The organism is Planctomycetota bacterium (assembly GCA_039182125.1).
In the GTDB taxonomy this organism is placed as follows: domain Bacteria; phylum Planctomycetota; class Phycisphaerae; order Tepidisphaerales; family Tepidisphaeraceae; genus JBCDCH01.
On record JBCDCH010000021.1, the window covers coordinates 23,457 to 46,636 of the forward strand.

The 23,180-nt window shown below is 62.8% G+C and carries 29 protein-coding genes; 15 read left to right on the forward strand and 14 right to left on the reverse strand.

Translation table 11 applies throughout. The annotated features are described in order from the left end of the window. Positions 1-87 precede the first annotated feature (87 nt). The 7 genes from AAGD32_07570 to AAGD32_07600 all read left to right on the forward strand — a co-directional run bounded on the left by AAGD32_07570 (position 88) and on the right by AAGD32_07600 (position 4,512). The gene (locus AAGD32_07570) at positions 88-948 is read left to right on the forward strand and encodes a rhomboid family intramembrane serine protease (GenBank protein ID MEM8874104.1); all 861 of its coding nucleotides are present in this window, start codon (positions 88-90) and stop codon (positions 946-948) included. Positions 949-968: 20 nt separating this feature from the next. Then, positions 969-1,646 (forward strand): ABC transporter ATP-binding protein, encoded by a 678-nt coding sequence (locus AAGD32_07575; GenBank protein ID MEM8874105.1) that lies wholly within the window; start codon positions 969-971, stop codon positions 1,644-1,646. A gap of 25 nt (positions 1,647-1,671) precedes the next feature. After that, a complete protein-coding gene (gene ilvE, locus AAGD32_07580; GenBank protein ID MEM8874106.1) occupies positions 1,672-2,583 on the forward strand; it encodes a branched-chain-amino-acid transaminase in 912 nt (303 codons plus the stop codon). A 149-nt stretch (positions 2,584-2,732) separates the two neighbouring features. Further along, positions 2,733-2,906 carry a histone H1 gene (locus tag AAGD32_07585; protein ID MEM8874107.1) on the forward strand — a complete coding sequence of 58 codons (174 nt, stop codon included), beginning with the start codon at positions 2,733-2,735 and terminating at the stop codon, positions 2,904-2,906. 119 nt (positions 2,907-3,025) lie between these two features. Continuing rightward, on the forward strand, positions 3,026-3,496 hold the full coding sequence (locus AAGD32_07590) for a beta-hydroxyacyl-ACP dehydratase (GenBank protein MEM8874108.1): 471 nt from the start codon (positions 3,026-3,028) through the stop codon (positions 3,494-3,496). Between the two features lie 87 nt (positions 3,497-3,583). Then, the gene (locus AAGD32_07595) at positions 3,584-4,108 is read left to right on the forward strand and encodes an LEA type 2 family protein (GenBank protein ID MEM8874109.1); all 525 of its coding nucleotides are present in this window, start codon (positions 3,584-3,586) and stop codon (positions 4,106-4,108) included. Next, complete coding sequence (locus AAGD32_07600) at positions 4,108-4,512, forward strand: RidA family protein (protein MEM8874110.1); 405 nt, start codon at positions 4,108-4,110, stop codon at positions 4,510-4,512. The genes AAGD32_07595 and AAGD32_07600 overlap by 1 nt, the downstream gene beginning before the upstream one ends. Before the next feature lie 37 nt (positions 4,513-4,549). On the opposite strand, the gene AAGD32_07605 is transcribed toward AAGD32_07600, so the two are convergent. The 4 genes from AAGD32_07605 to AAGD32_07620 all read right to left on the reverse strand — a co-directional run bounded on the left by AAGD32_07605 (position 4,550) and on the right by AAGD32_07620 (position 7,459). Continuing rightward, complete coding sequence (locus tag AAGD32_07605) at positions 4,550-4,903, reverse strand: carboxymuconolactone decarboxylase family protein (GenBank protein ID MEM8874111.1); 354 nt, start codon at positions 4,901-4,903, stop codon at positions 4,550-4,552. Positions 4,904-4,976: 73 nt separating this feature from the next. Next, complete coding sequence (locus AAGD32_07610; GenBank protein MEM8874112.1) at positions 4,977-5,303, reverse strand: metalloregulator ArsR/SmtB family transcription factor; 327 nt, start codon at positions 5,301-5,303, stop codon at positions 4,977-4,979. Positions 5,304-5,350: 47 nt separating this feature from the next. Beyond that, positions 5,351-6,247 carry an N-acetylmuramic acid 6-phosphate etherase gene (gene murQ, locus AAGD32_07615; protein MEM8874113.1) on the reverse strand — a complete coding sequence of 299 codons (897 nt, stop codon included), beginning with the start codon at positions 6,245-6,247 and terminating at the stop codon, positions 5,351-5,353. A 39-nt stretch (positions 6,248-6,286) separates the two neighbouring features. Beyond that, positions 6,287-7,459 carry an anhydro-N-acetylmuramic acid kinase gene (locus tag AAGD32_07620; GenBank protein MEM8874114.1) on the reverse strand — a complete coding sequence of 391 codons (1,173 nt, stop codon included), beginning with the start codon at positions 7,457-7,459 and terminating at the stop codon, positions 6,287-6,289. Between the two features lie 76 nt (positions 7,460-7,535). On the opposite strand from AAGD32_07620, the gene AAGD32_07625 reads away from it, so the two are divergent. Both AAGD32_07625 and AAGD32_07630 read left to right on the forward strand, forming a co-directional pair. After that, positions 7,536-7,898: an ATP-dependent Clp protease adaptor ClpS gene (locus tag AAGD32_07625; GenBank protein MEM8874115.1), complete on the forward strand. Its 363-nt coding sequence runs from the start codon at positions 7,536-7,538 to the stop codon at positions 7,896-7,898. A gap of 62 nt (positions 7,899-7,960) precedes the next feature. Beyond that, positions 7,961-8,401, forward strand: coding sequence for a hypothetical protein (locus tag AAGD32_07630; GenBank protein ID MEM8874116.1), 441 nt, complete (start codon positions 7,961-7,963; stop codon positions 8,399-8,401). On the opposite strand, the gene AAGD32_07635 is transcribed toward AAGD32_07630, so the two are convergent. The 4 genes from AAGD32_07635 to AAGD32_07650 all read right to left on the reverse strand — a co-directional run bounded on the left by AAGD32_07635 (position 8,391) and on the right by AAGD32_07650 (position 12,996). Beyond that, positions 8,391-10,079, reverse strand: a complete 1,689-nt coding sequence (locus AAGD32_07635; protein ID MEM8874117.1) for a serine/threonine-protein kinase — start codon at positions 10,077-10,079, stop codon at positions 8,391-8,393. The genes AAGD32_07630 and AAGD32_07635 overlap by 11 nt on opposite strands. Positions 10,080-10,091: 12 nt before the next feature. Continuing rightward, positions 10,092-11,369 (reverse strand): citrate synthase, encoded by a 1,278-nt coding sequence (locus AAGD32_07640; protein ID MEM8874118.1) that lies wholly within the window; start codon positions 11,367-11,369, stop codon positions 10,092-10,094. Positions 11,370-11,468: 99 nt separating this feature from the next. Further along, positions 11,469-12,188 carry a hypothetical protein gene (locus AAGD32_07645; protein ID MEM8874119.1) on the reverse strand — a complete coding sequence of 240 codons (720 nt, stop codon included), beginning with the start codon at positions 12,186-12,188 and terminating at the stop codon, positions 11,469-11,471. Next, entirely contained in the window at positions 12,169-12,996 is an 828-nt protein-coding gene (locus AAGD32_07650; GenBank protein MEM8874120.1) for a hypothetical protein, read from the reverse strand. The genes AAGD32_07645 and AAGD32_07650 overlap by 20 nt, the downstream gene beginning before the upstream one ends. 618 nt (positions 12,997-13,614) lie before the next feature. On the opposite strand from AAGD32_07650, the gene AAGD32_07655 reads away from it, so the two are divergent. From AAGD32_07655 to hslU, 3 genes are read left to right on the forward strand one after another with little or no spacing between them, the layout of a single operon-like run. Further along, the gene (locus AAGD32_07655; GenBank protein MEM8874121.1) at positions 13,615-15,459 is read left to right on the forward strand and encodes a glycosyltransferase family 39 protein; all 1,845 of its coding nucleotides are present in this window, start codon (positions 13,615-13,617) and stop codon (positions 15,457-15,459) included. A 3-nt stretch (positions 15,460-15,462) separates the two neighbouring features. Beyond that, complete coding sequence (gene hslV / locus AAGD32_07660; protein ID MEM8874122.1) at positions 15,463-16,041, forward strand: ATP-dependent protease subunit HslV; 579 nt, start codon at positions 15,463-15,465, stop codon at positions 16,039-16,041. Positions 16,042-16,050: 9 nt separating this feature from the next. Further along, complete coding sequence (hslU, locus tag AAGD32_07665) at positions 16,051-17,370, forward strand: ATP-dependent protease ATPase subunit HslU (protein MEM8874123.1); 1,320 nt, start codon at positions 16,051-16,053, stop codon at positions 17,368-17,370. Here hslU and AAGD32_07670 read toward each other — a convergent pair. From AAGD32_07670 to AAGD32_07695, 6 genes are read right to left on the reverse strand one after another with little or no spacing between them, the layout of a single operon-like run. Beyond that, positions 17,365-17,886: a gamma carbonic anhydrase family protein gene (locus AAGD32_07670; protein MEM8874124.1), complete on the reverse strand. Its 522-nt coding sequence runs from the start codon at positions 17,884-17,886 to the stop codon at positions 17,365-17,367. The two genes, hslU and AAGD32_07670, sit on opposite strands and share 6 nt — an antisense overlap. Then, positions 17,883-18,380 (reverse strand): hypothetical protein, encoded by a 498-nt coding sequence (locus tag AAGD32_07675; GenBank protein ID MEM8874125.1) that lies wholly within the window; start codon positions 18,378-18,380, stop codon positions 17,883-17,885. Before AAGD32_07675 ends, AAGD32_07670 begins: the two co-directional genes overlap by 4 nt. 7 nt (positions 18,381-18,387) lie before the next feature. Further along, on the reverse strand, positions 18,388-19,341 hold the full coding sequence (locus AAGD32_07680; protein MEM8874126.1) for an alcohol dehydrogenase catalytic domain-containing protein: 954 nt from the start codon (positions 19,339-19,341) through the stop codon (positions 18,388-18,390). Positions 19,342-19,344: 3 nt separating this feature from the next. Next, positions 19,345-20,121, reverse strand: a complete 777-nt coding sequence (locus AAGD32_07685; protein MEM8874127.1) for a HEAT repeat domain-containing protein — start codon at positions 20,119-20,121, stop codon at positions 19,345-19,347. A gap of 16 nt (positions 20,122-20,137) precedes the next feature. Further along, positions 20,138-21,013, reverse strand: a complete 876-nt coding sequence (gene murI / locus AAGD32_07690; GenBank protein ID MEM8874128.1) for a glutamate racemase — start codon at positions 21,011-21,013, stop codon at positions 20,138-20,140. A 28-nt stretch (positions 21,014-21,041) separates the two neighbouring features. After that, positions 21,042-21,368, reverse strand: coding sequence for a hypothetical protein (locus tag AAGD32_07695; GenBank protein MEM8874129.1), 327 nt, complete (start codon positions 21,366-21,368; stop codon positions 21,042-21,044). Positions 21,369-21,439: 71 nt separating this feature from the next. On the opposite strand from AAGD32_07695, the gene AAGD32_07700 reads away from it, so the two are divergent. The 3 genes from AAGD32_07700 to rpsO all read left to right on the forward strand — a co-directional run bounded on the left by AAGD32_07700 (position 21,440) and on the right by rpsO (position 22,980). Next, the gene (locus AAGD32_07700) at positions 21,440-21,865 is read left to right on the forward strand and encodes a response regulator (GenBank protein ID MEM8874130.1); all 426 of its coding nucleotides are present in this window, start codon (positions 21,440-21,442) and stop codon (positions 21,863-21,865) included. 1 nt (position 21,866) lies between these two features. Then, complete coding sequence (locus AAGD32_07705; protein ID MEM8874131.1) at positions 21,867-22,505, forward strand: hypothetical protein; 639 nt, start codon at positions 21,867-21,869, stop codon at positions 22,503-22,505. Positions 22,506-22,710: 205 nt separating this feature from the next. Then, a complete protein-coding gene (rpsO, locus tag AAGD32_07710) occupies positions 22,711-22,980 on the forward strand; it encodes a 30S ribosomal protein S15 (protein ID MEM8874132.1) in 270 nt (89 codons plus the stop codon). Positions 22,981-23,180 lie beyond the last annotated feature (200 nt).

Here is a 23,180-nt window from a genome sequence, read left to right on the forward strand (position 1 = left end):
CGATGGTTACGAACCCCCAACCCAGGTACGGCTGTTCGGTAGCCTGGCTTGCAACCTCCGAGCCGCTCGGCGCTAACATCGTTATCAATGGGCATCAATGACCGCGACTATGTGCGTAGCAGGCCGACCAACGCCGTGGGTATGAGCGGTGCGGGGATCGGCCAGATGTCCGGCTGGTCGGTCACGACTTGGTTGATCGCGATCTGTGTCGCCGTCTTCATCATCGATCTTCTCCTGATGAACACGGACTTTGCCTATGGCAGAGGCCAGGTGAACATCGACGGGAATGTCGTCGAGGTCTATGTACCGGTGCTGGAGGCCATCGAGCTGGCCGAGCAAGGCAAGATGATCCCCATCGGCCGGGTTGCACCGATCGAGCGTTGGGGGTTCTTCAGTGCCGACACCGCCGTCTTCGGCGGCCAACTTTGGCGCTGGATCAGTTTCCAATTCCTTCATGCCGGTGGGTGGCACTTGCTCGGCAACATGATCGGGCTGTACTTCTTCGGCTCGCTCATCGAAAACTACCTCGGCCGACGGCGGTTCCTCGCGTTCTACTTGCTCTGCGGCGTGGCGGGGCCGGTGATCTACGGCATGTTCGCGTTGGCCGGCATTCTCTCGACGACGTCGAGCACGCCGCTGATCGGGGCATCGGCGGGGGTGTTCGGCATCCTCGCGGCCGCGGCGGTGATCGCGCCCAACGCCACCGAGCTGGTCTACGGCATCCTGCCAATGCAACTCAAGACCATGGCGTTGCTCCTGCTGGGATATGCTGAGTTCATGGTGTTCACCAACGGCAACAACGCTGGCGGCGAAGCGGCCCACCTCGGCGGGGCCGCGCTGGGCTACCTCCTCATCCGCCATCCCGAGTGGCTTAACTGGGCCGACAAGGGCCCGCACCTGGGTTTGCCCAAACCCAAGGGGCCGTCGCACATGCGGTACACCGGCTAGTTCCGCCCTACGGTGTGCCCGTGTCCGAACCGCTGATCGATGTCCGCGACTTGCGCAAGACCTATCTCATGGGAGAGGCGCAGGTCGAGGTGCTGCGCGGTGTGGATGTGTCGGTGAAGCGGGGCGAGTTTCTCGCCATCGAAGGCCGCAGTGGTAGCGGCAAGAGCACGCTACTCCACCTGATGGGGCTGCTCGACGACCCGGACGAAGGAATGGTTCGCCTCTTCGGCGAGGAGGTGCCACGCGGCAAGAAGGCGCTGCTGCGCAACACGAAGATCGGCTTCGTGTTCCAGTTCTACCACCTATTGCCGGAGTTGAACGTCCTGCAGAACACGCAGCTGGCGGCGATGGTCCCGCACGCCGGTCAGCCGGACAAGAAGACGATGCGGCAGCGGGCGACGGACCTGCTCGACCTGTTCGGATTGGCCGACCGCCTGAACCACCGCCCGTCGCAGTTGTCCGGCGGGGAGCGGCAACGGGTGGCGATCGCGCGGGCGCTGATGAACGAGCCGGAGCTATTGCTCGCCGACGAGCCGACGGGCAACCTCGACTTCGAGACCGGCGAGAAGATCATGGAAGAGCTCGGTCGGCTCCACGCCGAGCGTGGCCAGACGCTCGTGATGGTCACGCATGATCGCGCGTTGGCGAGAACGGCGGACCGTGATCTCGTCCTCAAGGACGGGAAGCTGGTAAGCTAATGAATGAACCCACCGCGGAGGAACGATGTCGGCTGACTTGAAAATCTGGATGAACGGCGAGCTGGTCCCCCAAGCCAATGCAACCGTGAGCGTGTTCGACCACGGCTTGCTCTACGGCGACGGCGTGTTTGAAGGCATTCGTGCCTACGACGGCCACATTTTCGAGGAACGCGCCCACATCAACCGGTTGTTCGAATCGGCCAAAGCCTTGCGGCTCACGATCCCGTACACACCCGACGAGTTGTCCAAAGCCATGCACGATGCCCTCGCCGCCAACGGGCTCAGCGACGGTTATCTGCGGTTGGTCGTGACCCGCGGCGTGGGTGATCTGGGCCTCGACCCCAATCGTTGCTCGCGGGCCACCGTGTTCTGCATTGCTTCGACGATCCGGATTTACCCACAGGAGATGTACGACAACGGCATGTCGATCATCACCAGCAGTTGGACCAAGAACCACCCCAACGCCACACCGCCGCGGGTCAAGAGTTTGAACTATCTCAACAGCGTCTTGGCCAAGATCGAGGCGAACGATGCCGGCGTTCCCGAGGCGGTGATGCTCAATCACTTAGGTCAGGTTGCCGAATGCACGGCCGACAACATTTTCGTCGTCGAGGGCACCACCGTGTACACCCCGCCCAAGGCTGACGGCATTCTCGACGGGGTGACGCGGGCCGTGGTGCTGCGGATCGCGGGGCAGATCGGCATCGACGCGGCCGAGCGGACGCTGATCCGCCACGATCTCTACTCCGCCGCCGAGTGCTTCCTGACCGGCACGGCCGCCGAGGTGATCCCGGTGACGCGGATCGACGGTCGCCCGATCGGTCGAGGAGTGCCGGGGCCGATCACGCGGAAACTCAAGACCGCGTTCGAGGCGTACTGCCGTGGCAGTCGGGCCAAAACCGCAGCCCATGCGTCGGCAGTGCAAGCACCCGCATGAGCGATTTTTGCGGCTGAACCGGTGTCAGAGCGTTTGACGACGGGTTTCCGGCCCATTAGGTTTCATCGAAACGCGAACCGGCCCCGTCGCCGGAAGAACCCACGTTTACCCCCGCCGTCACACCCAACCCGTTGGAGACCATCATGCCCATGCCGGAATTTGAAAAGCTCAAGGAACTGATCAGCGAAGCCTCTGAAGACGTCGAAAAGGCCGTTGGTGGCAACAAGGCCGCCGGCACCCGCGTCCGCAAACGCATGCAGGAGATCAAGAACGCCGCTCAGGAAGTTCGCGTGAAGATCCTGGAAGTCCGCACCGGCGATTAATGCCGCATTAATCACCACTTGACGGATTTCCCCGGCAAAGCCGTGGACGCCGGTCCTCAAACCCGGGCCGTCCGCGGCTTTGCCGCTTTCTCCCCCGATCCGCCCCCGAACCGACCGCCATGCCGCCCACCGTTCTTTACGACCTCAGTGACCTCGACCTCGACCGCCAACTCGATGACATTCCGGCCATCGAAGACATCAACCCGCAGCGCGGCGATATGCTTCACGTCAACGGCATCTGCCACGTCGCCGACGACGGGGCGATCGGCTTCAAGGATATCCGCGATGACGAATTCTGGGTTCCAGGTCACATACCCGGCCGGCCGTTGCTGCCGGGTGTGATCATGCTCGAAGCCGCCGCTCAGGTCGCAAGTTACTACACCAAGGTCGGACTTGGCTGGGAGGGGTTCATCGGCTTCGGCGGGATCGAAAACTGCAAGTTCCGCAAGGAAGTCCTCCCGGGCGGTCGCATGTACATCCTTGTCAAACTCATCGAGCAGCGCCACCGTCGTGTTCGGTGTAACGCCCAGGGCCTGGTCAACGGTTCCGTCGTGTTCGAGGCCGACATCATCGGCACGAAGATGGGCTGAAGCCCCTCCCACGTCCGAACGAGCGGGCGAGTCTGGCGAATCGCGGGGCGTTGGGCCGATACGTCCACCGTGTCACGCTACGTTCCGTTGCTTGTTCTCCTGATCGCCATCGGTTGCCAAACCGTCGAGAAGCCGACCGCGTTCGTTCGCGGGGCTAAGCTCGATTCGGTCGCGGTCGACCGGTTTACGATCGGCGTCGACGTCGCGGTGACCAACCCCAACACGTTCGATCTGCCGCTGCCGATGGTGGATTACGAAATGAGTATCCGCGAGGTGGAGTTGCTCGAAGGGCAGGCGAACACGGCGAATCTCGTGCTGCCGGCCGGGCAGACACGTTCGGTCACGGTGCCCATCACCGTCCGATACCAAGCCCTGCTCGAACTTACCGATGCGTTGCTCGCGACCGGCGGCGAGTTCGACTACCGCCTCGAAGGCGAGGCACGGTTCCGACCACCGGGATTGCCGGGGTTGCTCGGAACGGTGTCGGCACCGTTCGCGTTCGACGGGAAGCTGCCACTGCGCGAGGCACTGCGCGATCCGAAGACGCTCGCCGACCCGAACGGTCGGCGTCTCGCCGGCGAACTCTTTCGACGGTTTTTCGAGGGACGCTGATGCGGGTCGATACCTATCGAGATCGCCGCCGAGTGTGGACGGGCACGCCCTGGGAAGCGGCCAACGGTTACAGCCGGGCGGTCCGCGTGGGTGATCGAATTCTCGTCACCGGTACCGTCGGCGTCGAGCCCGGCGGCAGCTTCGCACCCGATGTTGCTGGGCAGACCCGCAGGGCCTTGCGGATCATTCTTGATGCCGTTGAGTCGCTCGGTGGCCAGGCCGAGGATGTCGTGCGGAATCGAATCTACCTCACCGACATCGCCGACCTGGCGGCGGCGGGCGCGGTGCACGGGGAAGTCTTCGGTGACATCCGTCCATGCCTGACCGGCCTCGCCGTCGCCGCACTGGTTGATCCGGCTTGCAAGGTCGAGATCGAATCCGAAGCCGTCGTCTCACCCGCGTAGCGCGGTGCAGCAAGAGTTACGGCGGTGTCGGACACCTTCAGCCTTGCGGCACGTCATGGCCCAGCGCTTCAAGCGCGTCGATGACGGCGGCCACATGCATGAAGCCCGGCCCGCCCTGCATCAGCACGACGACCTTCGCGACATCGATCAACTGCTCCGGCGTCGCGCCGGCATCGAGGGATGCCTTCACGTGGGCGAAGATGCACGGCTCGCACCGCACCGCCAGCCCGACAGCCAACGCGCAAAGCTCTTTCTCGCGAACGCTGATCGACGCCTCGGCGAGGGTCTCGTGGTGCAGCTTGCCGAACGCGTCAGCCGTCCCGCCCAAGGCGGCACGAACCTTCTTCATCTGCGTCGGCATGTTTTCGTAGAACGTCTTGGCGTGGGACATGTTGAAGCTCCTTTTGTCACTGTGGAAAATCAATCGAAACATCGTCAGCCAACGACGCGTTGGCCGAAAAAAATCATCCGCTACCGAACCGTTTCTCGACGCACTTCATGATCGACGCGAGTCCTTCCTCGGCGATGCGGTAGTAGACGGTTCGGCTCTCCTTCTCGCTGGCAAGCAGGCCACGATCACGCATGAGGCCGAGGTGTTCGCTGGCCATATGCGGCGGAATATCGCACGCTTCCGCCAGTTCGCCGACACTCCAGCGTCCCCGCAGCATGAGCTGGACCATGCGCAACCGGTGGGGATGGGCAAGGGTTCGCAGGCACTCGGCCGCCTGTTCGAGATTTTCCAACGGCGTGAGCGCCTCGTCGAGGATGGTGCCGGCCGACCGCGTTGCCATGTCGCCACGATATCTGGCACTAATCCGATGTGTCAAGCGGTGCGGCGTTACGCCTCCATCGCGTTGCGAAGGCGACCGTCGGCCGCGTCGAGCCTGGCAAGCGCTTCGTCCGGATCGACGTCGAGCTTGTGCATCACGATCGCTTTCTTGACGTGGCCGTCGGCGCGATCGAGCAGGGCGAGGGATGCCTCGCGGTCCAAGCCGGTGATCTCGGCGATGATGCGGGCACCGCGGTCGACGAGCTTCACGTTGCTGGCTTTGAGGTCGACCATGAGATTGCCGTAGCACTTGCCAAGAAGGACCATGGCTGTGGTGGTCAGTTGGTTGAGCACGAGCTTGGTCGCGGTGCCGGCCTTGAGGCGGGTGGAGCCGGTGAGAACCTCGGGACCGGTGAGCGGGCGGATCTCGACGTCGACGTCGGGTTCGTTTCCGGTGTGGGGAACGCAGGCGACGAAGATGGTGAACGCACCGCGTTCGTTGCCGCGTCGGAGGGCGCCGTGAACGAAGGGCGTGGTCCCGCCGGCGGCGATGCCACAAACGACGTCGTCGGGGCCGACGCTTTTTTCATCGACCGCGACCGCACCGTGTTCGGGCGAGTCTTCCGCACCTTCCTGCGCGACGAACATGGCCGCCTCGCCGCCCGCGATGACGCCCTGAACCTGCCGCGGATCGGCGCGAAAGGTTGGCGGGCATTCGGAGGCGTCGAGCACGCCGAGCCGACCGGACGTGCCCGCTCCGAGGTAGATCAGTCGCCCGCCACGGCGCAGACGTTCCGCGATCGCGTCGGCAGCCTTGGCTACTTCGGCCCTCACCGCCGCGACGGCCTCGACGGCGACGCGGTCCTGCTCGTTCATCACATACACGATGTCGACCGCCGACATCGCGTCGAGGTTTGCGGAGTCGGGCAGGCGTTGTTCGGTGAGGATGTGGGAGCGGTCTTGCACGGGAGGCGGAAGTGTAACTCGCGGCGACCGAGGGTCACGTTACGGCCGTGGCGTGATCGCCCCGAGCACGACAGACCGCGACGCCCCGGTTGCGCTGGGCACGTTCGATGGCTCCCCGTCCAACGTCGCCGCACCGAGCAGGGCAAACGCGACGGCTTCCTTGGCGTCAGTCGGAACGCCGTGGTCGGCGGTCGTGGCAAAGCGAATCCGATCAAGCCGGTAGGTTTGGGAGTCCTCGATAACCTGCCGACGCAGGTCGAGATTTGACCAGCCGCCGCCGCTGACGATGACATCCGTCGGCTCGTCGGCGGCTATGTCAACGAGTGCCTCGGCGATGGCTTGGGACGCGATGCCATTGGCCGTACGAAGAGCGAAACCCAGCTGGTGTTCTGTGATCGTCAGGTATGGATCGAACAAGTTGTGCGCGGAGGCCTTCTGCTCGAACTTGTCAATCAGCTCCGGGACATCCAACGACTTCGGCGGGCGGCGGGAGAAGAAATCGAACTCCTCGAGCATCTCGAGACAAGCCACCCCACTCTTGCACTCGCCTCCCATTGCCCTCCAGCCACCTTCATCGAAAGCCGCATCCCCCCGTGTTCGCATGATGTGATCGCTCAAGCAGTTTGCCGGACCGCAGTCGAAGGCGATGACGTCTTCGAGTTCGCAACCCGCTGGCAGATACGTCAGGTTCGCGATGCCACCGAGGTTGAGGAGGACGCGGTGCTTGGTCGGATGGCGGAAGAGCAGCCAGTCGGCGAACGGGACCAGCGGGGCGCCTTGCCCGCCCGCGGCGAGGTCGGCCCGGCGGAAGTCGCTGATCACCTGACAGCCCGTGTGCCACGCGAGCAGGGCAGGGTCGAACAGCTGAATCGTGTCGGGCGGCTCGTGGAAGAACGTCTGCCCATGCACCGCGATCGCGGCGATGTCGTCTGATGTCAGGCCGGCGGAGTCCATGCACGCTTTCGCCGCGTCGGCGTGGACGAGGGTCAGGGCGCGACAGATCGCCGCATACTCGGCGAAGCTGCCATGACCGTCGCCGCGAAGTTTAAAGATGCGTGCCCGAAGGTTCGGCTCGTAGGGAGCGTGCGTGTGACGCAGCAGCTCGGCGGACATCCCGCGTCCCCGGCCGGTGATGCGAACAGCCGCGGCATCGACGCCGTCGGCGCTGGTGCCGCTCATCATGCCCAACAAAATGCGTGCGTCGGTGTCCATCCGACGATTAGGGTATCGTCGGGGCGGTGGGTGCCGTATACTTTAAAACGACGACCCAGTCAGGAGGTCCGCAGCCATGGCCGATCAGGAACAGGACATCCCGAAGTACGACCCGGACGATGATAACAAGTCGGGCGGCACCGCGACCAAGTCACCGCCGAAGTCGGACAAGAAGTCGTCACCCAAGAAGCGTCCGCCGGGCATGCTCCCGCCGTGGAAAGTGCTGCTGCACAATGACGATTCGAACGACATCGAGTACGTCATCGACACGGTGCTCGGCCTGACGCCGCTCAAGGAGCAGGAAGCCACCCTCCGCACGATCGAGGCCCACAAGCAGGGCGTCGCGTTGCTTTTGGTGACACACAAGGAGCGGGCGGAGCTTTACGAGGATCAGTTCAAGAGCAAGGGCTTGACCGTCTCGATCGAACCCGCCGAGTGAGCGGTTGCGGCGGCCGTCCGTGCGGTTGCTGAGAATGGCCGACTTCGTCCGATAATCATCCCATGCGCGTCGCGATACTTCTTGCTGCACTTTTGGTGTTTGGCTGCAATCCGTCCTCCGCGCCGGGCCTCGCCGGCGAGTGGTCAGCGTTGCCTCGGGCGACCGTGGTTTACGACGGCTTTGGCAATCGCTTCGACGCGGTGACGGTCGACCTGACCGAAGGGCCGACATTGACGGACACGCGGTTCGAGCGGATGACGCCGCTGCTTGTACGGGCCGAGTCGTCGTCCCAGTTCGTGATGCTCAGGCCGGACGAAGTGCCGACCGGGCCGGTCCAAATCAACGGCAAGCTCGTGCCCAAGCACTTGGTATTCGGTCGGCCGACCGCCGACAGCCCTAGCCGCACCATCGCCCGGCGGGAAATGCTCCGTAACGGTCAACCCGTTTACGAGTACGTCCTGGTCGTTGGCAAACTCGAGCCGTCCGAAGTGACTACTCAATGACTTCGATTTGGTCGGGGCTGTTCACGACCATCTGCGGCTTGTCGCGGTAGATGCTGACGGTGCCGGTGACGCGGATGGTGTTGCCGTGGATACCTTCGCCGTGTTCGCCGCCGAACGCTTGGGCCATGGCTTCAAAGTCGCGCGGGAACCAGGCGAGCGTGAAGCCGTCACGGATGTTGACGCCTTCGAAGCCGACGGTGAAGACTTTGCCCGTGCCGCTGAGGCGTGCGAACGACACGTTACCCTCGACGGTGACGCGACTGCCGTCGGCGGCCATCAGGGCATCACGGTCGGACACGGAGATCGCATCGGACGCGACGGGCTTTTGTTCCGCGGGCGGTTCGACCGGTTCCGGCGTTGGTTCCGCCTCGGGTTCTGGTACGACGATGGGTGCGAGGCGTTCGACCGGCGGAGTCATGATCGGCGGTCGCGTCTCTACCGGTTCCTCGGCAGGAAGCTCTACGGCGGGGCGTTCGACGGCAGGTTCTTCAGCGGGCGGCTGCACGGCGGCGATATCTTCTCTGTCGTCTCCGGTGAGCATGCCCGCCGTGACGAGAACACCGACCACGACCACGGCCGCAACGCCACCGAGGATCAGCGGCGTCGACGACGTCTTGCGTTTGGCCGGACGCCGAGCCGTCATCGGTGTCGGCGTGGTCGCGGCCGGGGGCAACGGCGCGACCGATCCGCTCGCGTTGGCCGGCAGGGCGGCGAACGTGCGAAGCGCCTTTGCGAAAGTGCCGAGATCCTTGGGTCGCTGCGACGGGTCCTTGGACAAGGCCTGCTCCATCAGCGCGGTCAGCCCATCGGGGACGTCGGACCGAAAGTCGGTTACGGGCGCGATCGGTTCGTCCATCTGGGCACGCAGCACCGCTTCTCGCTCGTTGGTGTTGCCGCGGTTGGCCGGATCGGTCAGATGCTCGAACGGTTTGCGGCCGGTCAGCAGGAAGAACAACGTGCATGCCAGTGAGTACAGGTCAGCCCGGGGAGAGGCCGGGTTGTTGCACACGACTTCCGGGGCGACGTAATGCGGTGTACCGGCCGTGCGGTTGGAGATGCCCGGGTCGGACGGATCGTCGATCTGCGCCAAGCCGAAGTCGACGACCTTGCAGGTCCCGGTGCGGCTGAGCATGAGGTTGCCCGGCTTGATGTCGCGGTGGAGCACGCCGTTCTGGTGGGCGAAATGCAACGCATCGGCGGCATCCGCGCAGAGCCGACAGGCTCGGTCGACCGCAAGGGGGCCGTGGGCGTGGACTGCCTCCTTGAGCGTGCCGCCGGGTTGCAGTTCCATCGCGATGAACAGCAGGTTATGGGCCTCGCCGATCTCGTAGACCTGAGCGATATTGGGGTGCTCGAGTCCGGCGACGGCGCGGGCTTCGTGGAGGACTTTGGCGGTGGTCTCCTTGGTCGATCCGCGACCCCGGGACCGCAACACCTTGAGCGCGACACGCCGCTTGAGCGAACGATCCTCGGCCTCGAACACGCGACCCCAACTGCCTTGACCCAGCAACGACAGCAGTCGGAATCGGCCGATCCGTTTTCCGAGCCACTTGGGTGTGACGTGGGTGCCGGACTTGTCCTCGAACGCGGCGGCGAACTCGCTGAGCGAACCGGCCGTCACGCTCCCCGGCGTGTTGTCGCTGCTCCCACCGTCATTACTTGTCGGCTTCTCGGCCATGGTGCAAGAAGTTTACCGTTCGGCGATTGGCGTTACGTGTTGATCGGTCTTGCCCGTGTAAAGCTGACGGGGGCGATAGATCTTGCCCTTCTGGTCGCGAACTTCCTTGTACTGGGCAATCCAGCCCGGCATGCGGCCGATGGCGAAGAGCACCGTGAACATGTCCGTCGGAATGCCCATCGCGCGCATGATGATGCCGCTGTAGAAGTCGACGTTCGGGTAGAGGTTGCGGCTTACGAAGTAGTCGTCGGCCAGTGCCGCCGCCTCGAGTTTCTTGGCGATCTCCAGCAGCGGGTCATCGGCACGGTCCAGGCTCGCGAGCACCGCCTCGGCCTGACCCTTGAGGATTTTCGCGCGCGGGTCGTAATTCTTGTAGACCGGATGGCCAAAGCCGAACAGGCGGTACTTCTTGTCCTTCACACCGGCGATGAACTTGTCGGCGTCGAGGTCAGGATCGTTGTGGATCGACTCGAGCTGATTCATGATCTCGACGTTGGCCCCGCCGTGGAGCGGTCCCCAGAGGGCACAGATGGCTGCGGCACAGGACGCGAACAGATTGGCGTGGGAACTGCCGACCATCCGGCAGGTCGACGCCGAGCAGTTTTGCTCATGGTCGGCATGGAGCAGGAAAATCAGGTCCAACGCCTTGGCCATCGCGGGGTTGAAATCCTCCTTGCCGAACTTCATTTTCAGGAAGTTCAGCGTGTAGTCGCACTCGTCGCGGTTGCGCACATCGGCAAGCTTGCCTTCACGGTGGCGGTAGATGGCGGCGGCGAGCGTCGCGACCTTGGCGATGAGTTTGGTGGCGGTCAGGTCGAAGTGTTCCTCGTAGTCGACGTCGAGGACTTCGGGGTGGTAGCCGCAAAGGCCGTTGAGACTGGCCGAAAGCATGGCCATCGGCGATGCGTCAGGCGGGAAGCCGTTCAGGATGGAGAGCAGCCGGTCGTGGACCGGGGTGTGTTCGCAGACGGTGCTGATGAAGTGTTCCAGGGCGTCCTGAGTGGGCAGTTCGCCCCAGATGAGCAGGTAGGCGACTTCGAGAAAGCTGCAATGCTCGGCCAGTTCGTCGATATGGATGCCGCGATAGCGGAGAACGCCTTCCTCGGGGTTGATGAACGTGATCGCCGATTCGCATGAGCCGGTGTTGCGATAGCCGGGGTCGAAGGTGATGAGCCCGGAAGACCCACGCAGCTTGGTCACATCGACGGCACGTTCGCCTTCGGAGCCGGTGTGGGTGGGTAGAGAGAGTTCATTTCCGTCGCAATGGAGGGTGGCGTTATCGGCAGACATCAGACTTGATCATATCCGGTCGGTGGGACGGACGTCAGGTTTCGGAATACTTGCGCGGCCTTGCCCATCGTCACGTTGGACTTGGGTGCGGCAGCGGTTTCAGCTAACGACCGCTACCCGGCGCTCGGCATGTGAGGCGACTAGTCGTTCAAAGTTGTCGAACTCCTCGTCAGAAACGCGATACAGGTCGGATGTACTCCCTTGCATCAACGACGAAAGGCCAAGTTCCAGCTGAGACCGGCTCGGCGTAGGTGGAGCCTGATCGGGCTGAAGAAAAGTACGTCGCTTGATTTCGAGCCGTTGATGGACGGCGTCTTGTGACACGGGCATGCCACGATTGAGCTTGCACAGATCCAGAATGTCGATGCCATGTAAAACACCGGAACCCAGAACGGCCTTCTCGATCGCGACGACCTTGTCAGCGACCCAGTCAGCTGAGGACTGGAACCACAACTCGACGCCCCCGTGGCTCGAAAGAAAAGGAAGCCTCACCAGTTCGATACTCTTACTCCTGAGGTCAGTAAGGTGAACTGATGTCGGAAGTGTTCCGGTCAAACGTCGACCGGGAATGGCGTGTATCGCTTCATCTCTTGTGGCGTTCAGTATTCGGCGTACCACCGACCACCTGCTTGAGTCCACATCAAGTGAGCCCCTGAAAACCACGTCGATGTCATTCGGGCAACGGTCGATAATGCGGTGGCACCAGGCTGAAAAGCTCCCAAACAGGCCCAAATTCGACCGTAACCACTCACGGCTACTGAACGCAGTGAGAAATTGGTCCAGGAAAGTACGTTGTGGTTCATTCATCTTCGGGGTCATTCGGTGGTTCCTCGTTTGCCGGAGGGCGAAGAAAAGACTCGATTAAGCTATCCGCCGTGGCTGATGCTTGTTGGCCAACGATCGTCATTTTTGCATCAAAGCGATAGTTCCCCGCGTCATCGAAAGCCACGAAACGAAAAACGGCCGACTTGCCTTCCACCTCATCTGTTTTCGCGATCAAGAGCCGAGTGTCTTCAAGATCAACTACGTTGACATCATTTCTGTGATCACGGAGATCATTAAGCACCCATGTCCGGCCAACGCTTTCGGGAAGATTCTCCGCATTGACTAGTGAAAGGACTGTTTGGAAATCGAATTCGCCCCGGCGATCGTCGCGACTAAGCTCCGCCGCAAGCTCATTCCGGATGATCAGTGACTGCATGCCGCCGCTCATCACGAAACGGATTAGTATGTCTAACGAAGATGACGACATCGAGCGGTGGTCGTTTCTATTGGTGGTCGTGTCAACCAGTATCCTGCTTGTGCCGGGTGGCGGGACAAAAACAAACTCGTTGACACGCCAGATTCCAGGGACATTCGAGCTAAGGATATTTCTTGAGGCGATATCGCCCCTAGGCCGTTTATCTGTCAAAGTTAGGGAGTAGTGGGCTTGGGAGGAGCTCATGTCGACTTTCAGCGGCTCTAATTCAGCATGATCTTGTTCGGTGGGATTGTTGCGCTGAATCATAATGTGCGTGCTGTCGATGTCGGCAGGTAACTGAAGGGTCTCGCCAAAGAAACTTAGCGAGATGATCTCTGTTTCGCTGTTGTCTGTGCTGGTTCCCGCCTTTTGAGCGTATGATTGCATGCTCGTGTGTAATGTGATTACTACAGAAGCCAGCACTGTGAGCCGCACGAGTATGGTAACAATGTTTGTCACAGGTGTTTGCATTTGGTAAATCGTGATCCGCTGGGAAGGGAGGGTCTGCCAATCGATTCCGCGGTCAGTCAAAATTATTTTGTCCGCAGCAGGTTAAATGTTGCTCCGGGATGAGTGTCCGGCCTCAATGATGTATCCGATGTCGGCCTGACGCGTTGCAAGTTTGGGCTGGCAAGATCGAGATTTCTCTTCTCTAGCCGTTGCGGCAGCGGTGTTACTTGATCGGTAGGTTGGATATTCGCGGTTTCAGGAAACAGTCGTCGATACTTGAGGCTGGTGTTGGTTTGGATTGTGCTTGCTGGCACGTCGTTACATCGCTGTTTTGTAGTTTCGAGAACCGAGTTTAAGTCATAACCCGGTGCTGTGTTATGCGGTGATACGTCAGGATACTTCGGTGTAGAATCAGGCATGCATCAAGCTGGCGTTTACGAAGTCAAGGGGCCACAGCCGTCGGTCGAGGTTGCGCGGGTGCCGGAAGAGATGCGGGCGTTGCATGATCAAGAAGTGGTCGCGCAAGAACGGGAGGAGGATGCGCCACGATCAGGCGTGCGAGTTCTCCCGGAAAGCCTGTTCATCGATGAAGCCAGTGGCCGGCGGTGGGGCATGTCGATGCTCATGCTTGCTGTGGCGGTCGGGTACTTCGTCCTGCTGCTCGGCTATTGGTCGCCCGCGCATCCAGGTTCCAACCAGCACGGTTATCTCACCGGCGCGCGCAACTTCATCGAGTATGGGCACACGGGATTCGTGCCCGAGACGCCGTACGAGTTCATCGGGGCGATGTACGTCATGCCAACGCCCGAGAACGGCACGGTTTTCCCGAAGTACCCAGCCGGGCTTAGTGCGCTCATGGCCGGCGGCATGCTCATCGCCGATGCGGTCGGTGGTGACCCGGTCGTGGGGGCGCACCTCGTGAGTCCGGTCATGGCGACGCTCGGCTTGCTGGGCGTGTTCTACCTCATCCGCCCGGTCGCCGGCAGCTTCGCGGCGTTGCTCGGGGCAGTCACGCTTGGCTGTTCGCAGGTCTACTTCACGCTCGCGGTCAATCCGAACAGTCATGCGACGGATACGGCGCTTGCGGCGATCGGGTTCGCGTTGTTGCTGCGGTGGATGCGGAAAGGCAACTTCCTCGTCGGCATGCTCGGTGGCGGGATCGTCGGCCTTGCGGCAACGGTGCGCTACACCGACGGCGTGCTCGGGCTGGCGGTGTTCGTGGCTTGCGTCGGTGCGATCTACTGGAAGCGACCGGTGACGTACCTCAAGGCCGCTTTGCCCTTACTAGCTTGGCTTGTTCCCGTCGCCGCACTCTACGCCCACAACTGGTACCACATGGAAACCCTCACCGGTTACGACTCGACCAACGAATCGTCGGCGTTCCGTGTGAGTTGGTTCGTCGAGAACTGGGAACGCACCGTCCGTCTCATTCACGACGAGGGGCTGATCTTCCTTTTCGGTCCCGGTGTGTTCGGCGTGTTTCTGTTATTGGCCAAGTCACCCCGACTGGGGCTGACGATGCTCGCCTGGCTCATCCCGTCGGCGCTGCTGTACTCGGCGTACTACTACGCCCCGAACTATTCGATCGCATATCTGCGGTTCTTCATGGTGATCATGCCGGTGATCGTGATGGGGGCGTTCTTCGTGCTTGGCCGGGGTGTGATGAACAACCCGGCGTTCGCGGGGCGTTGGTCGCAGGCGGCGGCGTCGATCGCAGCGGGGGCGGTCGTGCTCCTCGCGTGCATCGTCGGCACCACCCGCGCGGCGTACGGTAACGAAGCGTCGCTCATGCTCGGTTTCACACTCGAAAAAGCCAAAGCCGACAATGCCAACCATGCGTCTCTCGGCAACGCAGTCCGCCGGGTCGCGCCGGAGGGGAGTTTGGTCGTCACGTTCACTGGCGGCATCGACGGTTTCGCGCAGCATTTGCAGTTTGCCGGCGGTTATGAGTTGTACGCGGAGAATGCCTGGAGCCGGTCAGGCATGCGGAGCTTCGGTTGGATGGCTGCGGACAAAGACGACGTGCCCAACCCGATCGACCCGAACTTGCTTGCATTTCGGCGTGAGCATTACGACGGCAAAAGTTCAGCTGACTTGAAGCTCATTGGCATTCGTACCATCAACGACGCGCTGGCCGACGGTCGGCGGGTGTTCATCGTCACCACGCCCGGCCGTGAAGATGATTTGCTCGGCGGTGCTTTTGACGCGGAGGTGCTAGTGCGTTGGACGAGCACGCCGCAGGTGTTCGCACAGGCCGAGGCCGAACCCGAAGACGATGGCCGTCGTCGCGGTTGGGGCAAGGCTCGCAGCACACCCCAGACCCGCGTCCTCAACGCCACCCGCCAGAATTACGTGATCGCCGAACTCAAGCGAAAGCCGGCCGAGTTCGCCATACGCTGACCCATCATGCAATACCGTGCCACCACCATCCTGAGTGTCCGCCGCGACGGTATGGTCGCCCTCGGCGGCGACGGGCAAGTGAGCCTCGGTGACACGATCGCCAAAGCCGACGCAAACAAGATCCGTCGTCTCAACGGCGACAAGGTGCTGTGCGGTTTCGCCGGCAGCGCGGCCGACGCGTTCGCGCTCATGGAACGATTCGAAACCAAGCTCGCCGATCATCCGGACGACACCCGCCGGGCGGCCGTCGAGCTGGCCAAGGACTGGCGAACCGACCGGGCGATGCGCCGGCTCGAGGCGATGCTCGCAGTGGCCGACGCCGAGTGTTCGCTGGTGCTCAGCGGCGGTGGTGACGTGATCGAGCCGACCGATGGCGTCATCGGCATCGGTTCCGGCGGCGTGTATGCGAGCAGCGCCGCCAAGGCCCTGCTCCGTCACTCCGACCTCGACGCTGAAGCGATCGTTCGCGCCGCGATGACCATCGCCGGCGAAACGTGCGTCTACACCAACACGAACATCATCGTGCACAGCATCGGTCAAGCCGGAACGCCTCGGAAGCCGATTCGCCAACACGGCGGCTAACGTCTGCCCATGGAGATGACCCCCCGGCAGATCGTCGACGCGCTCGACACGCACATCGTCGGCCAACATGACGCCAAGCGTGCCGTTGCCGTGGCCGTGCGAAATCGTTGGCGTCGGCAACAACTCGATCCCGAGGTCGCCGCCGACGTATCGCCGAAGAACATTCTGATGATCGGCCCCACCGGCGTGGGCAAAACGGAAATCGCCCGCCGTCTTGCCGCGCTGGTCGGCTCGCCGTTCGTGAAGGTGGAGGCGACCAAGTTCACCGAGGTCGGTTATCACGGCCGCGATGTCGAGGCGATGATTCGAGACCTGCTCGACGTGTCGATCGCGCTGGTGCGGGAGGAGCAAACCGAGGCGGTCAAGGATGCCGCGGCGACGCGCGTCGAGGATCGTTTGCTCGATCAACTCCTGCCCAAGCCGAGCGGTTTCGAGGAAGAAGAACAAGCCCGCTGGGAGCGCAGTCGGGAAAAGCTCCGGGAGCAACTACGGGCCGGTAAGCTCGAGGATCGTGAGGTCGAGGTGAGCGTCGAACGCAAAACCTCCGTCGTCGGCATGTTCGGGCCGCAGGGCGCGGAGATGGACCCGGAGATGCAGGGCATGCTCGAAGGGATGATTCCGAAGAAGCGCGACACCCGTCGCACAACCGTCGGCGAAGCACGCCGGGTGTTGCAAAGCGAGGAAGCCGAGAAGCTGATCGACAAGGACAAACTCACCCGCCAGGCGATCGAACGCTGCGAACAGACCGGCATTGTCTTCCTCGACGAGATCGACAAGGTCGCGACCAGCGGCAAGGAGTCCGGCCCGGACGTTTCGCGGCAGGGCGTGCAGCGCGACCTCTTGCCGATCGTCGAGGGGAGCGTCGTCGTCACCAAACACGGTCCGGTCAAGACCGACCACATTCTGTTCATCGCCGCCGGCGCGTTTCACCAGAGCAAGCCGAGCGATCTGATGCCGGAGTTGCAGGGGCGTTTCCCGATCCGCGTTGAGCTGGACGACTTGGGCGTCGCGGACTTCGAGCGGATCCTTGTCGAGCCGCGCAGCGCGTTGACCAAGCAGCAAACGCTGCTGCTTGGTACCGAAGGGCTGACAGTGACATTTGCCGACGACGCGATCACCGAGATGGCCAAGCTCGCCTACGACGCCAACCGTCGTCAACAAAACATCGGTGCCCGGCGGCTGTACACGATCATGGAGCGCGTTCTCGAAGATGTGAGCTTCGACGCCAGCGATCGCGAGGGCGAAGCGTTCGAGGTGACCGCCGCTTTCGTACGCGAACGGCTCGATGAAGTGATGGCCGACGAAGACTTGTCGAAGTTCGTGCTATGACCCGGGCGGTCGAAAGTCGCCGGCGGCGTACCTGCGTGCCAGGTCAACGTAGTGCTTGCTGAGCCAGTCAAGATAGTCGAGTTCCTTGGGGCGGACTTCGCGGACGATCTTGCCGGGTACGCCCATCACGACGCTGCGGTCGGGAACCTGCAAGCCTGGCGGGACGGTGCAGCCGGCGGCGATCAGGCACTGGGCACCGATACTCGTCCTGCCGAGCACAACCGCGCCCATTCCGATGAGCGTACCAGGGCCGACGCGCTCGCCGTGGACGATCGCGCCGTGGCCGATGCTCACGTCGTCTCCGATCACGTTGGGCACGCCGCTGTCGCAGTGAATGCACGCGCCGTCCTGAACGTTGACGCGCGCTCCGATCGTGACGGGCGCGACGTCGCCTCGGACGACGCTGTTGAACCAGAAGTTGGCGTCGGTACCAATGCCGACAACGCCGACGATGGTGGCCGAGGGCGCGGTGTAGAAGTCGCCCGCTTGATGTTGGAACTGGACCGACCGGTTCATGCCGAGAGTTCCATCGGGGCGTCGACCTGTGCGGCCAGTTCGGCGATCTGGGTCGTGTTCAGGTCGATCAGCGGCGTCTCGACATTGCACTGTCCGCCGCAAACGTGGCGTAGCAGATCCCCCCAGAGCTGCGTGAACTCTTGAGCCGTGACCAGACCGTTCGTGTCGCTCACCGAAAGGCCCAGGTAAAGCGCGGCCGCGTCAGCCTTGGCGGCGAGGCGTGCGCCGACGCCCATGAGCGGCAACAAGTCCGCGAGCCGGTCGGCGACGTTGGCCGATGGTTCCACCGGCGGCGCGGCCGGAAGCACGATCGTCTGCGCCCGTTCCGGCTTGAAGTGCTCGACCTGCCTTTCGAACGCGGTCAATTGCGGCGAGGGCCGTTCGTAACGCTCGGCGTGGATCATCACCACGCGGTGCCGCTGGGCCGCGAGTGCCGTGGTCACGATCGAGTTCGCGCCGCCGCTGCAGAGTACGATTGCCAGTTCGTTCGCCATGGATTGCTCACATCGTGAGGATGACCTTCAGCACGCCCGGCCGTCCGGCAAGCTCCAGCGCTTCGACGGCGTTGTCCAGTTTCATGCGTTTGTGGATCAGGCTGGCGACGTCGATGCTGCCGTTGGCCAGCGCGGCGATCGCATCGCGGAACGGTCCGCACCGGCTGCCGACGATCGTGATCTCATCCACGACGGCCTTTGCAAGGTTCATCGGTTTGTCCGCCGCGACCGTGCTCTTGAGCACCACCGTGCCGCGTGGGCGGCAGAGACTCAGCGCCAGTTCAAGCCCCGCCGTGCTGCCGGTGCAGTCGATGACCACGTCCTGGTCACTGCGTGGTTTCACGTCGGCGACGTTGCGTGATCGGACTTGCCAGCGTTCGGCGAGGGCGAGTTTCTGCGGATGCCGGCCGAGCAGCCGAACCGGTGCGCCGGCGTTGCGGACCACTTGGGCGACGAGAAGTCCGAGACGCCCGTCGCCAAGAACCGTGACCCATGTCTTCTCATCGAACCGCACTTGCTTGGTGACCTGGATGGCGGCCGCGAGGGGTTCGACGAAGACGGCCGCGTCGTCGTCAATAGTGTCGGGCAGAACATGAAGATTCTCGGCCGGCAGGCGCGTGTACTCGGCAAAACACCCGTCGCGGTCGAGAATGCCGAGCACCGTGCGGTTTCGGCAATGCGCCCGCAGGCCCCTTTGGCAAAGGTCGCAGGCAGAGCAGACGCAGTTGATCTCCCCGACGACTCGATTGCCGAGGAGCTTGGTGTCGGGCGCCGATTCGACGGTCGCGACGAACTCATGCCCGAGCACGCCGGTGAAGTTCATGTAGCCTTTGGCGAGTTCCAGATCGGTCGAGCAGACGCCGGCCTGCCAAATTTTGAGCAAGGCTTCTCCCGCCGCCGCCGGTTTCTCACGTCGTGCCTCGAGCCGCGGTCCGTCAGGCGTGAGGGTGAGGGCTTTCATACTTTACCCGAACGGCTTCTCGCTCTCGCTGAGGAATGTGAGCCATTGGCCGGGCCGGTAGTCGTAGTCCATGCCGGTGAGGTACTTGAGCGACTGGCCCGCTTGCCAGGCGATCGAGAAATCGTTGTCACCGACGAGGTTGGCCAGCCGGCGAGCCACGTCGAGTTGGGGGTAGTGCTTGAGCGCGTCGGCCGCAGCGATGCGGATGTCGATGTCTTCCATCTTGTCCTCGGCCACCTTCAGCAGCGGCTGGACGGCCGACTCGTCCGGCAGGTTGGAGAGGGCTTTCGCCGCTTCGAGACGCACCAGCGGTTCGTCAGCGTTCAGACTCGACACGAACACGGCCGGCTCACCGCTGCGGGTCAGGTTCAGCGCACGGATCGCAGCCGCCCGGACGGTCGGGTCGGGGTCGCTCTGGGCGTAGCCCTTGTAGACCGTGACGTAATCGGCCTGCCCGCCGAAATCTCGGCTGGCCAAGTCAAGTAGCGCCATGCGTCGGTCGGCCGGGTTGGGGCTGCGCAAGCCTCGTGCCATGTCGCCGGCGCTGGTGCCGCGCATGCGTTCGATGACCCGCTTGGGCAACTCCATGAAAATCGCCTCCACCATCTCGCGCGACCGGTCCATCGCCCCCGGCGACCTGTCGGCCTTGGCGGCGAGGTAGGCCTGCCGCTCGTGGAAGCTCATCCCGTCGTTCTGGACCCCCATGCTCCGGTTGCAGCCGGTGGTCAGGCCGGCGACGAGCGTGACGGTGCAGAGTGTCAATATGGTCGATCGATTCATGGCGAAAAGGTTCGGGTCAGCCTGCCGCGCGTAGCGGGGCGGTATCGGTTTCGTCGTGAGGTGTCGGCGGTTCGAGTTCCAGTAGCCCCGGCGTTCCCACATGCAATCCGCAAACACGCCGAGCAAGTCGGCGGAAACGGTCGGGGTCGTCCGTGACGTGGCACTGCAGTTGTGTGTCGGTGCTCGCACCGTTGTCGGCCGAAGGCGTCACGCCTTGCAGCCGACGGGCGAGATCGTCGGCACAAGCGGTCGCCGAGTCAATAACAACTGCCGACCGCATGTACCGCTCGAAAGTTTTTCGATACACCGCGAAGTGTCCGCAGCCCAATAGCAGCACGTCGACGCCGGCGTGACGCAGCGGCCGGGTGTACTCGCGGACGGCGGCCTTGACCAGCGGGTCGTTGTCGCCACGGCCTTCCTCGACCATCGGCACCAACAGCGGGGCAGGCCGGAGCAGGATCTGCGATCGCATCCGGCGTGTGCCCAGTGCGACGTGATACGCCCGGCTGCGTAGCGTTCCCGACATCGCCAGCACGCCGAGCACCGGCCGGGACTTCTCGCCGGCCGCACTGCTGACCGCCCGTGCTCCCGGCTCGACGACGCCGCTGATGCTCAGGTCCGGCATCGCCGCACGAATCTCGTCGAGTGCAACGGCGCTGGTCGTGTTGCACGCAATGACGACATGGCAGGGGTCGTACTCGTCGCGCATCCGGCGGATGATCGAAACGGCCCGGTCGGCCGCGAAGGCCGGCGACTTGTTGCCGTAGCACGCGCCGGCCGTGTCGCCGACGTAGATCAGCCGCTGGCCGGGGCAACGCTCGGTGATCGCTTCGGCAACCGTCAGCCCGCCCAGGCCGCTGTCGAAAATCAGGATGGGTCGTTGTTCGGACAAGGTCTCAATCCCCCGGGATGATCGGTCGCTACGCCGCCAACGGGAGGGCAGCGTTTTCGCGGGGCGAGTGCCCGCCGGTCAGGGCCAAGTAAAGTCGAAACAGCGCGATTCGCAAGTTGCGCCCGCTCGAATGGCCCTGCAACGCGTTCCAGAGCGAGAGCGTCATCGCCCCGGCCCGGCTCAGTGCGTAACGCCGGCTGCCGATGTCTGTCGCGCGGACCGCATCGGCCACCGCCTGCGTCAAGCGGTCGACTTCGCCGGGGATCATGCCCCCGGCTGCCTCGCCGACGGCTTCGACCCGACCCATCAGGTCGTGGCAGGGCAACTCGAACGGCAGGCGATCAACGTGGTGCATGCCGAAGTTATCGGACGCGGCACCGGCTTTCCCTTGAGTCCGGGCCGAAAGTTTTCGTACACTGTCGCAGTATGTCCGACCCCAGCACACCCACCGGCACCGCCACCGACAGCGCCCTCGACGGCAAGACGATCCTCTTCGCCGACGACGACGGTGACGTTCTGGCCTCGCTCGAAGCCGCCTTCGAGCCGACCGGGGCCAACATCCTCACCGCTCGTAACGGCAACCAGGCCGTCAGTCTCGCCGAGGCCGAGAACCCGGACCTGATCGTGCTGGACGTGATGATGCCCGGCCGCAGCGGCTTCCTCGCCGCCGAGAAGATCAAACAAGGCAAGCTCCCCAGCGAAAAGCCCTACCTGATCATGATCACCGCCAACGACGGCCAGCGTCACCAGATCTACGCGGAGAGCCAGATCGGCGTGAACGCGTATTTCCACAAGCCGGTGCCGCTTGAAAAGCTGCTGAACACGGCGGAGGAACTGCTGGCGGGGGAGTGAAATGAAGTTTTGTTTGGTCGTCTGCGCGTTGCTGCTCTTTGCGTCGATTGCATGCGACGAGCTCGGGCCAACATTCTACGGACGGGTCGTCGATGAGCATGGGGTTGGATTGCCAGGGGTCGAAATCTTGGTGACATTAGACGAGGTCTCGATCGGTCCCGGTGGCCGGCGTCCAGGTGGCAATCGAAAAGATCTCCGTTTGTACTCGGACGAAGCCGGCGACTTTACATTTCAATGCGGTCGCTTCGACAGTGTGACCATTCTTGGGCTCAACTCGGAAGACAGAACTTGGCTCCGTGATTACGCTTGGGGCCTTGACGATCGCAAAAGGCACCTGAACAACGAGTCGTTCGACCTTGGGGGGCCAGGTATGGGCGCAGGTCGGCTGTACACACCCGACCAGAACAATCCTGCAGTTTTCCCGATGTATCCGAACGATGGCTTTGCAGGACGTGGCACAGCTTTGCCGAGCCGTGGTGGCTCAGACCTCGTTGACGGAAGAAGTTTGAGGAACAAACCCGTTGAGAAGATTCATGTGCCAAGCGTTACCCGTTGCGGGATCCAGTCTGAAGAGCAAATCGTGGCCGATTGGAAGAAGTATTACAAACAGAAGCGAGAAGAGGGAACTCCAAAGAGATGACTTATCGTCGAGTGTAGCCATCAAACTGCTTCATCTAGAGTGATGCGCACCGCCGCGTGCTGTCAGCACGCGGCTCATGTTCCGTTGCTCTGCGTTGGGGCGTGCCTACCATGTCGACCGGTCCGCGGGTGTCGCGGGCATTTTCATTTTGGCTCGACCGTCGCTCGGCTTCGGCTTGGCGACCGGTGACAAGGAAACCCCACCCATGCCCCTGCAAGGCGAAGAAAAGAATACCGTCGTTAAGGACAACCAGACCCACGAGAAGGACACCGGCAGCCCCGAGGTGCAGGTGGCCATCTGGACCACGCGGATCAAGGAGCTCACCGAGCACCTCAAGACGCACAAGAAGGACTTCTCCAGCCGCCGCGGCCTGCTCAAGCTCGTCGCCAAGCGTAACAACGCTCTGAAGTACCTTCAGAACAAGGACCGCGAGCGTTACCAGGCTTTGATCAAGAAGCTCGGCCTGCGCAAGTAACCCCACCCGGTCGGCACGGCTCACCCCGTGTCGGCCGTTTTCGTAACTGAACCCCATCCCAAGACGTGCCGCCCCAGCCGATGGCCCCCGGCCCCGCGCGGCAACCCCCGCAGGGCGGGGGATTTGAGATTTGAGATTTGAGATTGCAGAGCCGGAATCACTGACCGTCGCCCAATCTGAAATCTCGAATCTGCAATCTC

Excerpts from the sequence above, each read along its gene's own strand:
- AAGD32_07570 (MEM8874104.1), top strand. The coding sequence starts at position 88 with ATGGGCATCAATGACCGCGACTATGTGCGTAGCAGGCCGACCAACGCC.
- ilvE (MEM8874106.1), top strand. The coding sequence starts at position 1,672 with ATGTCGGCTGACTTGAAAATCTGGATGAACGGCGAGCTGGTCCCCCAA.
- AAGD32_07585 (MEM8874107.1), top strand. The coding sequence starts at position 2,733 with ATGCCGGAATTTGAAAAGCTCAAGGAACTGATCAGCGAAGCCTCTGAA.
- AAGD32_07590 (MEM8874108.1), top strand. The coding sequence starts at position 3,026 with ATGCCGCCCACCGTTCTTTACGACCTCAGTGACCTCGACCTCGACCGC.
- AAGD32_07600 (MEM8874110.1), top strand. The coding sequence starts at position 4,108 with ATGCGGGTCGATACCTATCGAGATCGCCGCCGAGTGTGGACGGGCACG.
- AAGD32_07605 (MEM8874111.1), bottom strand. The coding sequence starts at position 4,903 with ATGTCCCACGCCAAGACGTTCTACGAAAACATGCCGACGCAGATGAAG.
- AAGD32_07610 (MEM8874112.1), bottom strand. The coding sequence starts at position 5,303 with ATGGCAACGCGGTCGGCCGGCACCATCCTCGACGAGGCGCTCACGCCG.
- AAGD32_07620 (MEM8874114.1), bottom strand. The coding sequence starts at position 7,459 with ATGGACACCGACGCACGCATTTTGTTGGGCATGATGAGCGGCACCAGC.
- AAGD32_07625 (MEM8874115.1), top strand. The coding sequence starts at position 7,536 with ATGGCCGATCAGGAACAGGACATCCCGAAGTACGACCCGGACGATGAT.
- AAGD32_07630 (MEM8874116.1), top strand. The coding sequence starts at position 7,961 with ATGCGCGTCGCGATACTTCTTGCTGCACTTTTGGTGTTTGGCTGCAAT.
- AAGD32_07635 (MEM8874117.1), bottom strand. The coding sequence starts at position 10,079 with ATGGCCGAGAAGCCGACAAGTAATGACGGTGGGAGCAGCGACAACACG.
- AAGD32_07640 (MEM8874118.1), bottom strand. The coding sequence starts at position 11,369 with ATGTCTGCCGATAACGCCACCCTCCATTGCGACGGAAATGAACTCTCT.
- AAGD32_07645 (MEM8874119.1), bottom strand. The coding sequence starts at position 12,188 with ATGACCCCGAAGATGAATGAACCACAACGTACTTTCCTGGACCAATTT.
- AAGD32_07650 (MEM8874120.1), bottom strand. The coding sequence starts at position 12,996 with ATGCAATCATACGCTCAAAAGGCGGGAACCAGCACAGACAACAGCGAA.
- hslU (MEM8874123.1), top strand. The coding sequence starts at position 16,051 with ATGGAGATGACCCCCCGGCAGATCGTCGACGCGCTCGACACGCACATC.
- AAGD32_07670 (MEM8874124.1), bottom strand. The coding sequence starts at position 17,886 with ATGAACCGGTCGGTCCAGTTCCAACATCAAGCGGGCGACTTCTACACC.
- AAGD32_07675 (MEM8874125.1), bottom strand. The coding sequence starts at position 18,380 with ATGGCGAACGAACTGGCAATCGTACTCTGCAGCGGCGGCGCGAACTCG.
- AAGD32_07680 (MEM8874126.1), bottom strand. The coding sequence starts at position 19,341 with ATGAAAGCCCTCACCCTCACGCCTGACGGACCGCGGCTCGAGGCACGA.
- AAGD32_07685 (MEM8874127.1), bottom strand. The coding sequence starts at position 20,121 with ATGAATCGATCGACCATATTGACACTCTGCACCGTCACGCTCGTCGCC.
- AAGD32_07695 (MEM8874129.1), bottom strand. The coding sequence starts at position 21,368 with ATGCACCACGTTGATCGCCTGCCGTTCGAGTTGCCCTGCCACGACCTG.
- AAGD32_07700 (MEM8874130.1), top strand. The coding sequence starts at position 21,440 with ATGTCCGACCCCAGCACACCCACCGGCACCGCCACCGACAGCGCCCTC.
- AAGD32_07705 (MEM8874131.1), top strand. The coding sequence starts at position 21,867 with ATGAAGTTTTGTTTGGTCGTCTGCGCGTTGCTGCTCTTTGCGTCGATT.
- rpsO (MEM8874132.1), top strand. The coding sequence starts at position 22,711 with ATGCCCCTGCAAGGCGAAGAAAAGAATACCGTCGTTAAGGACAACCAG.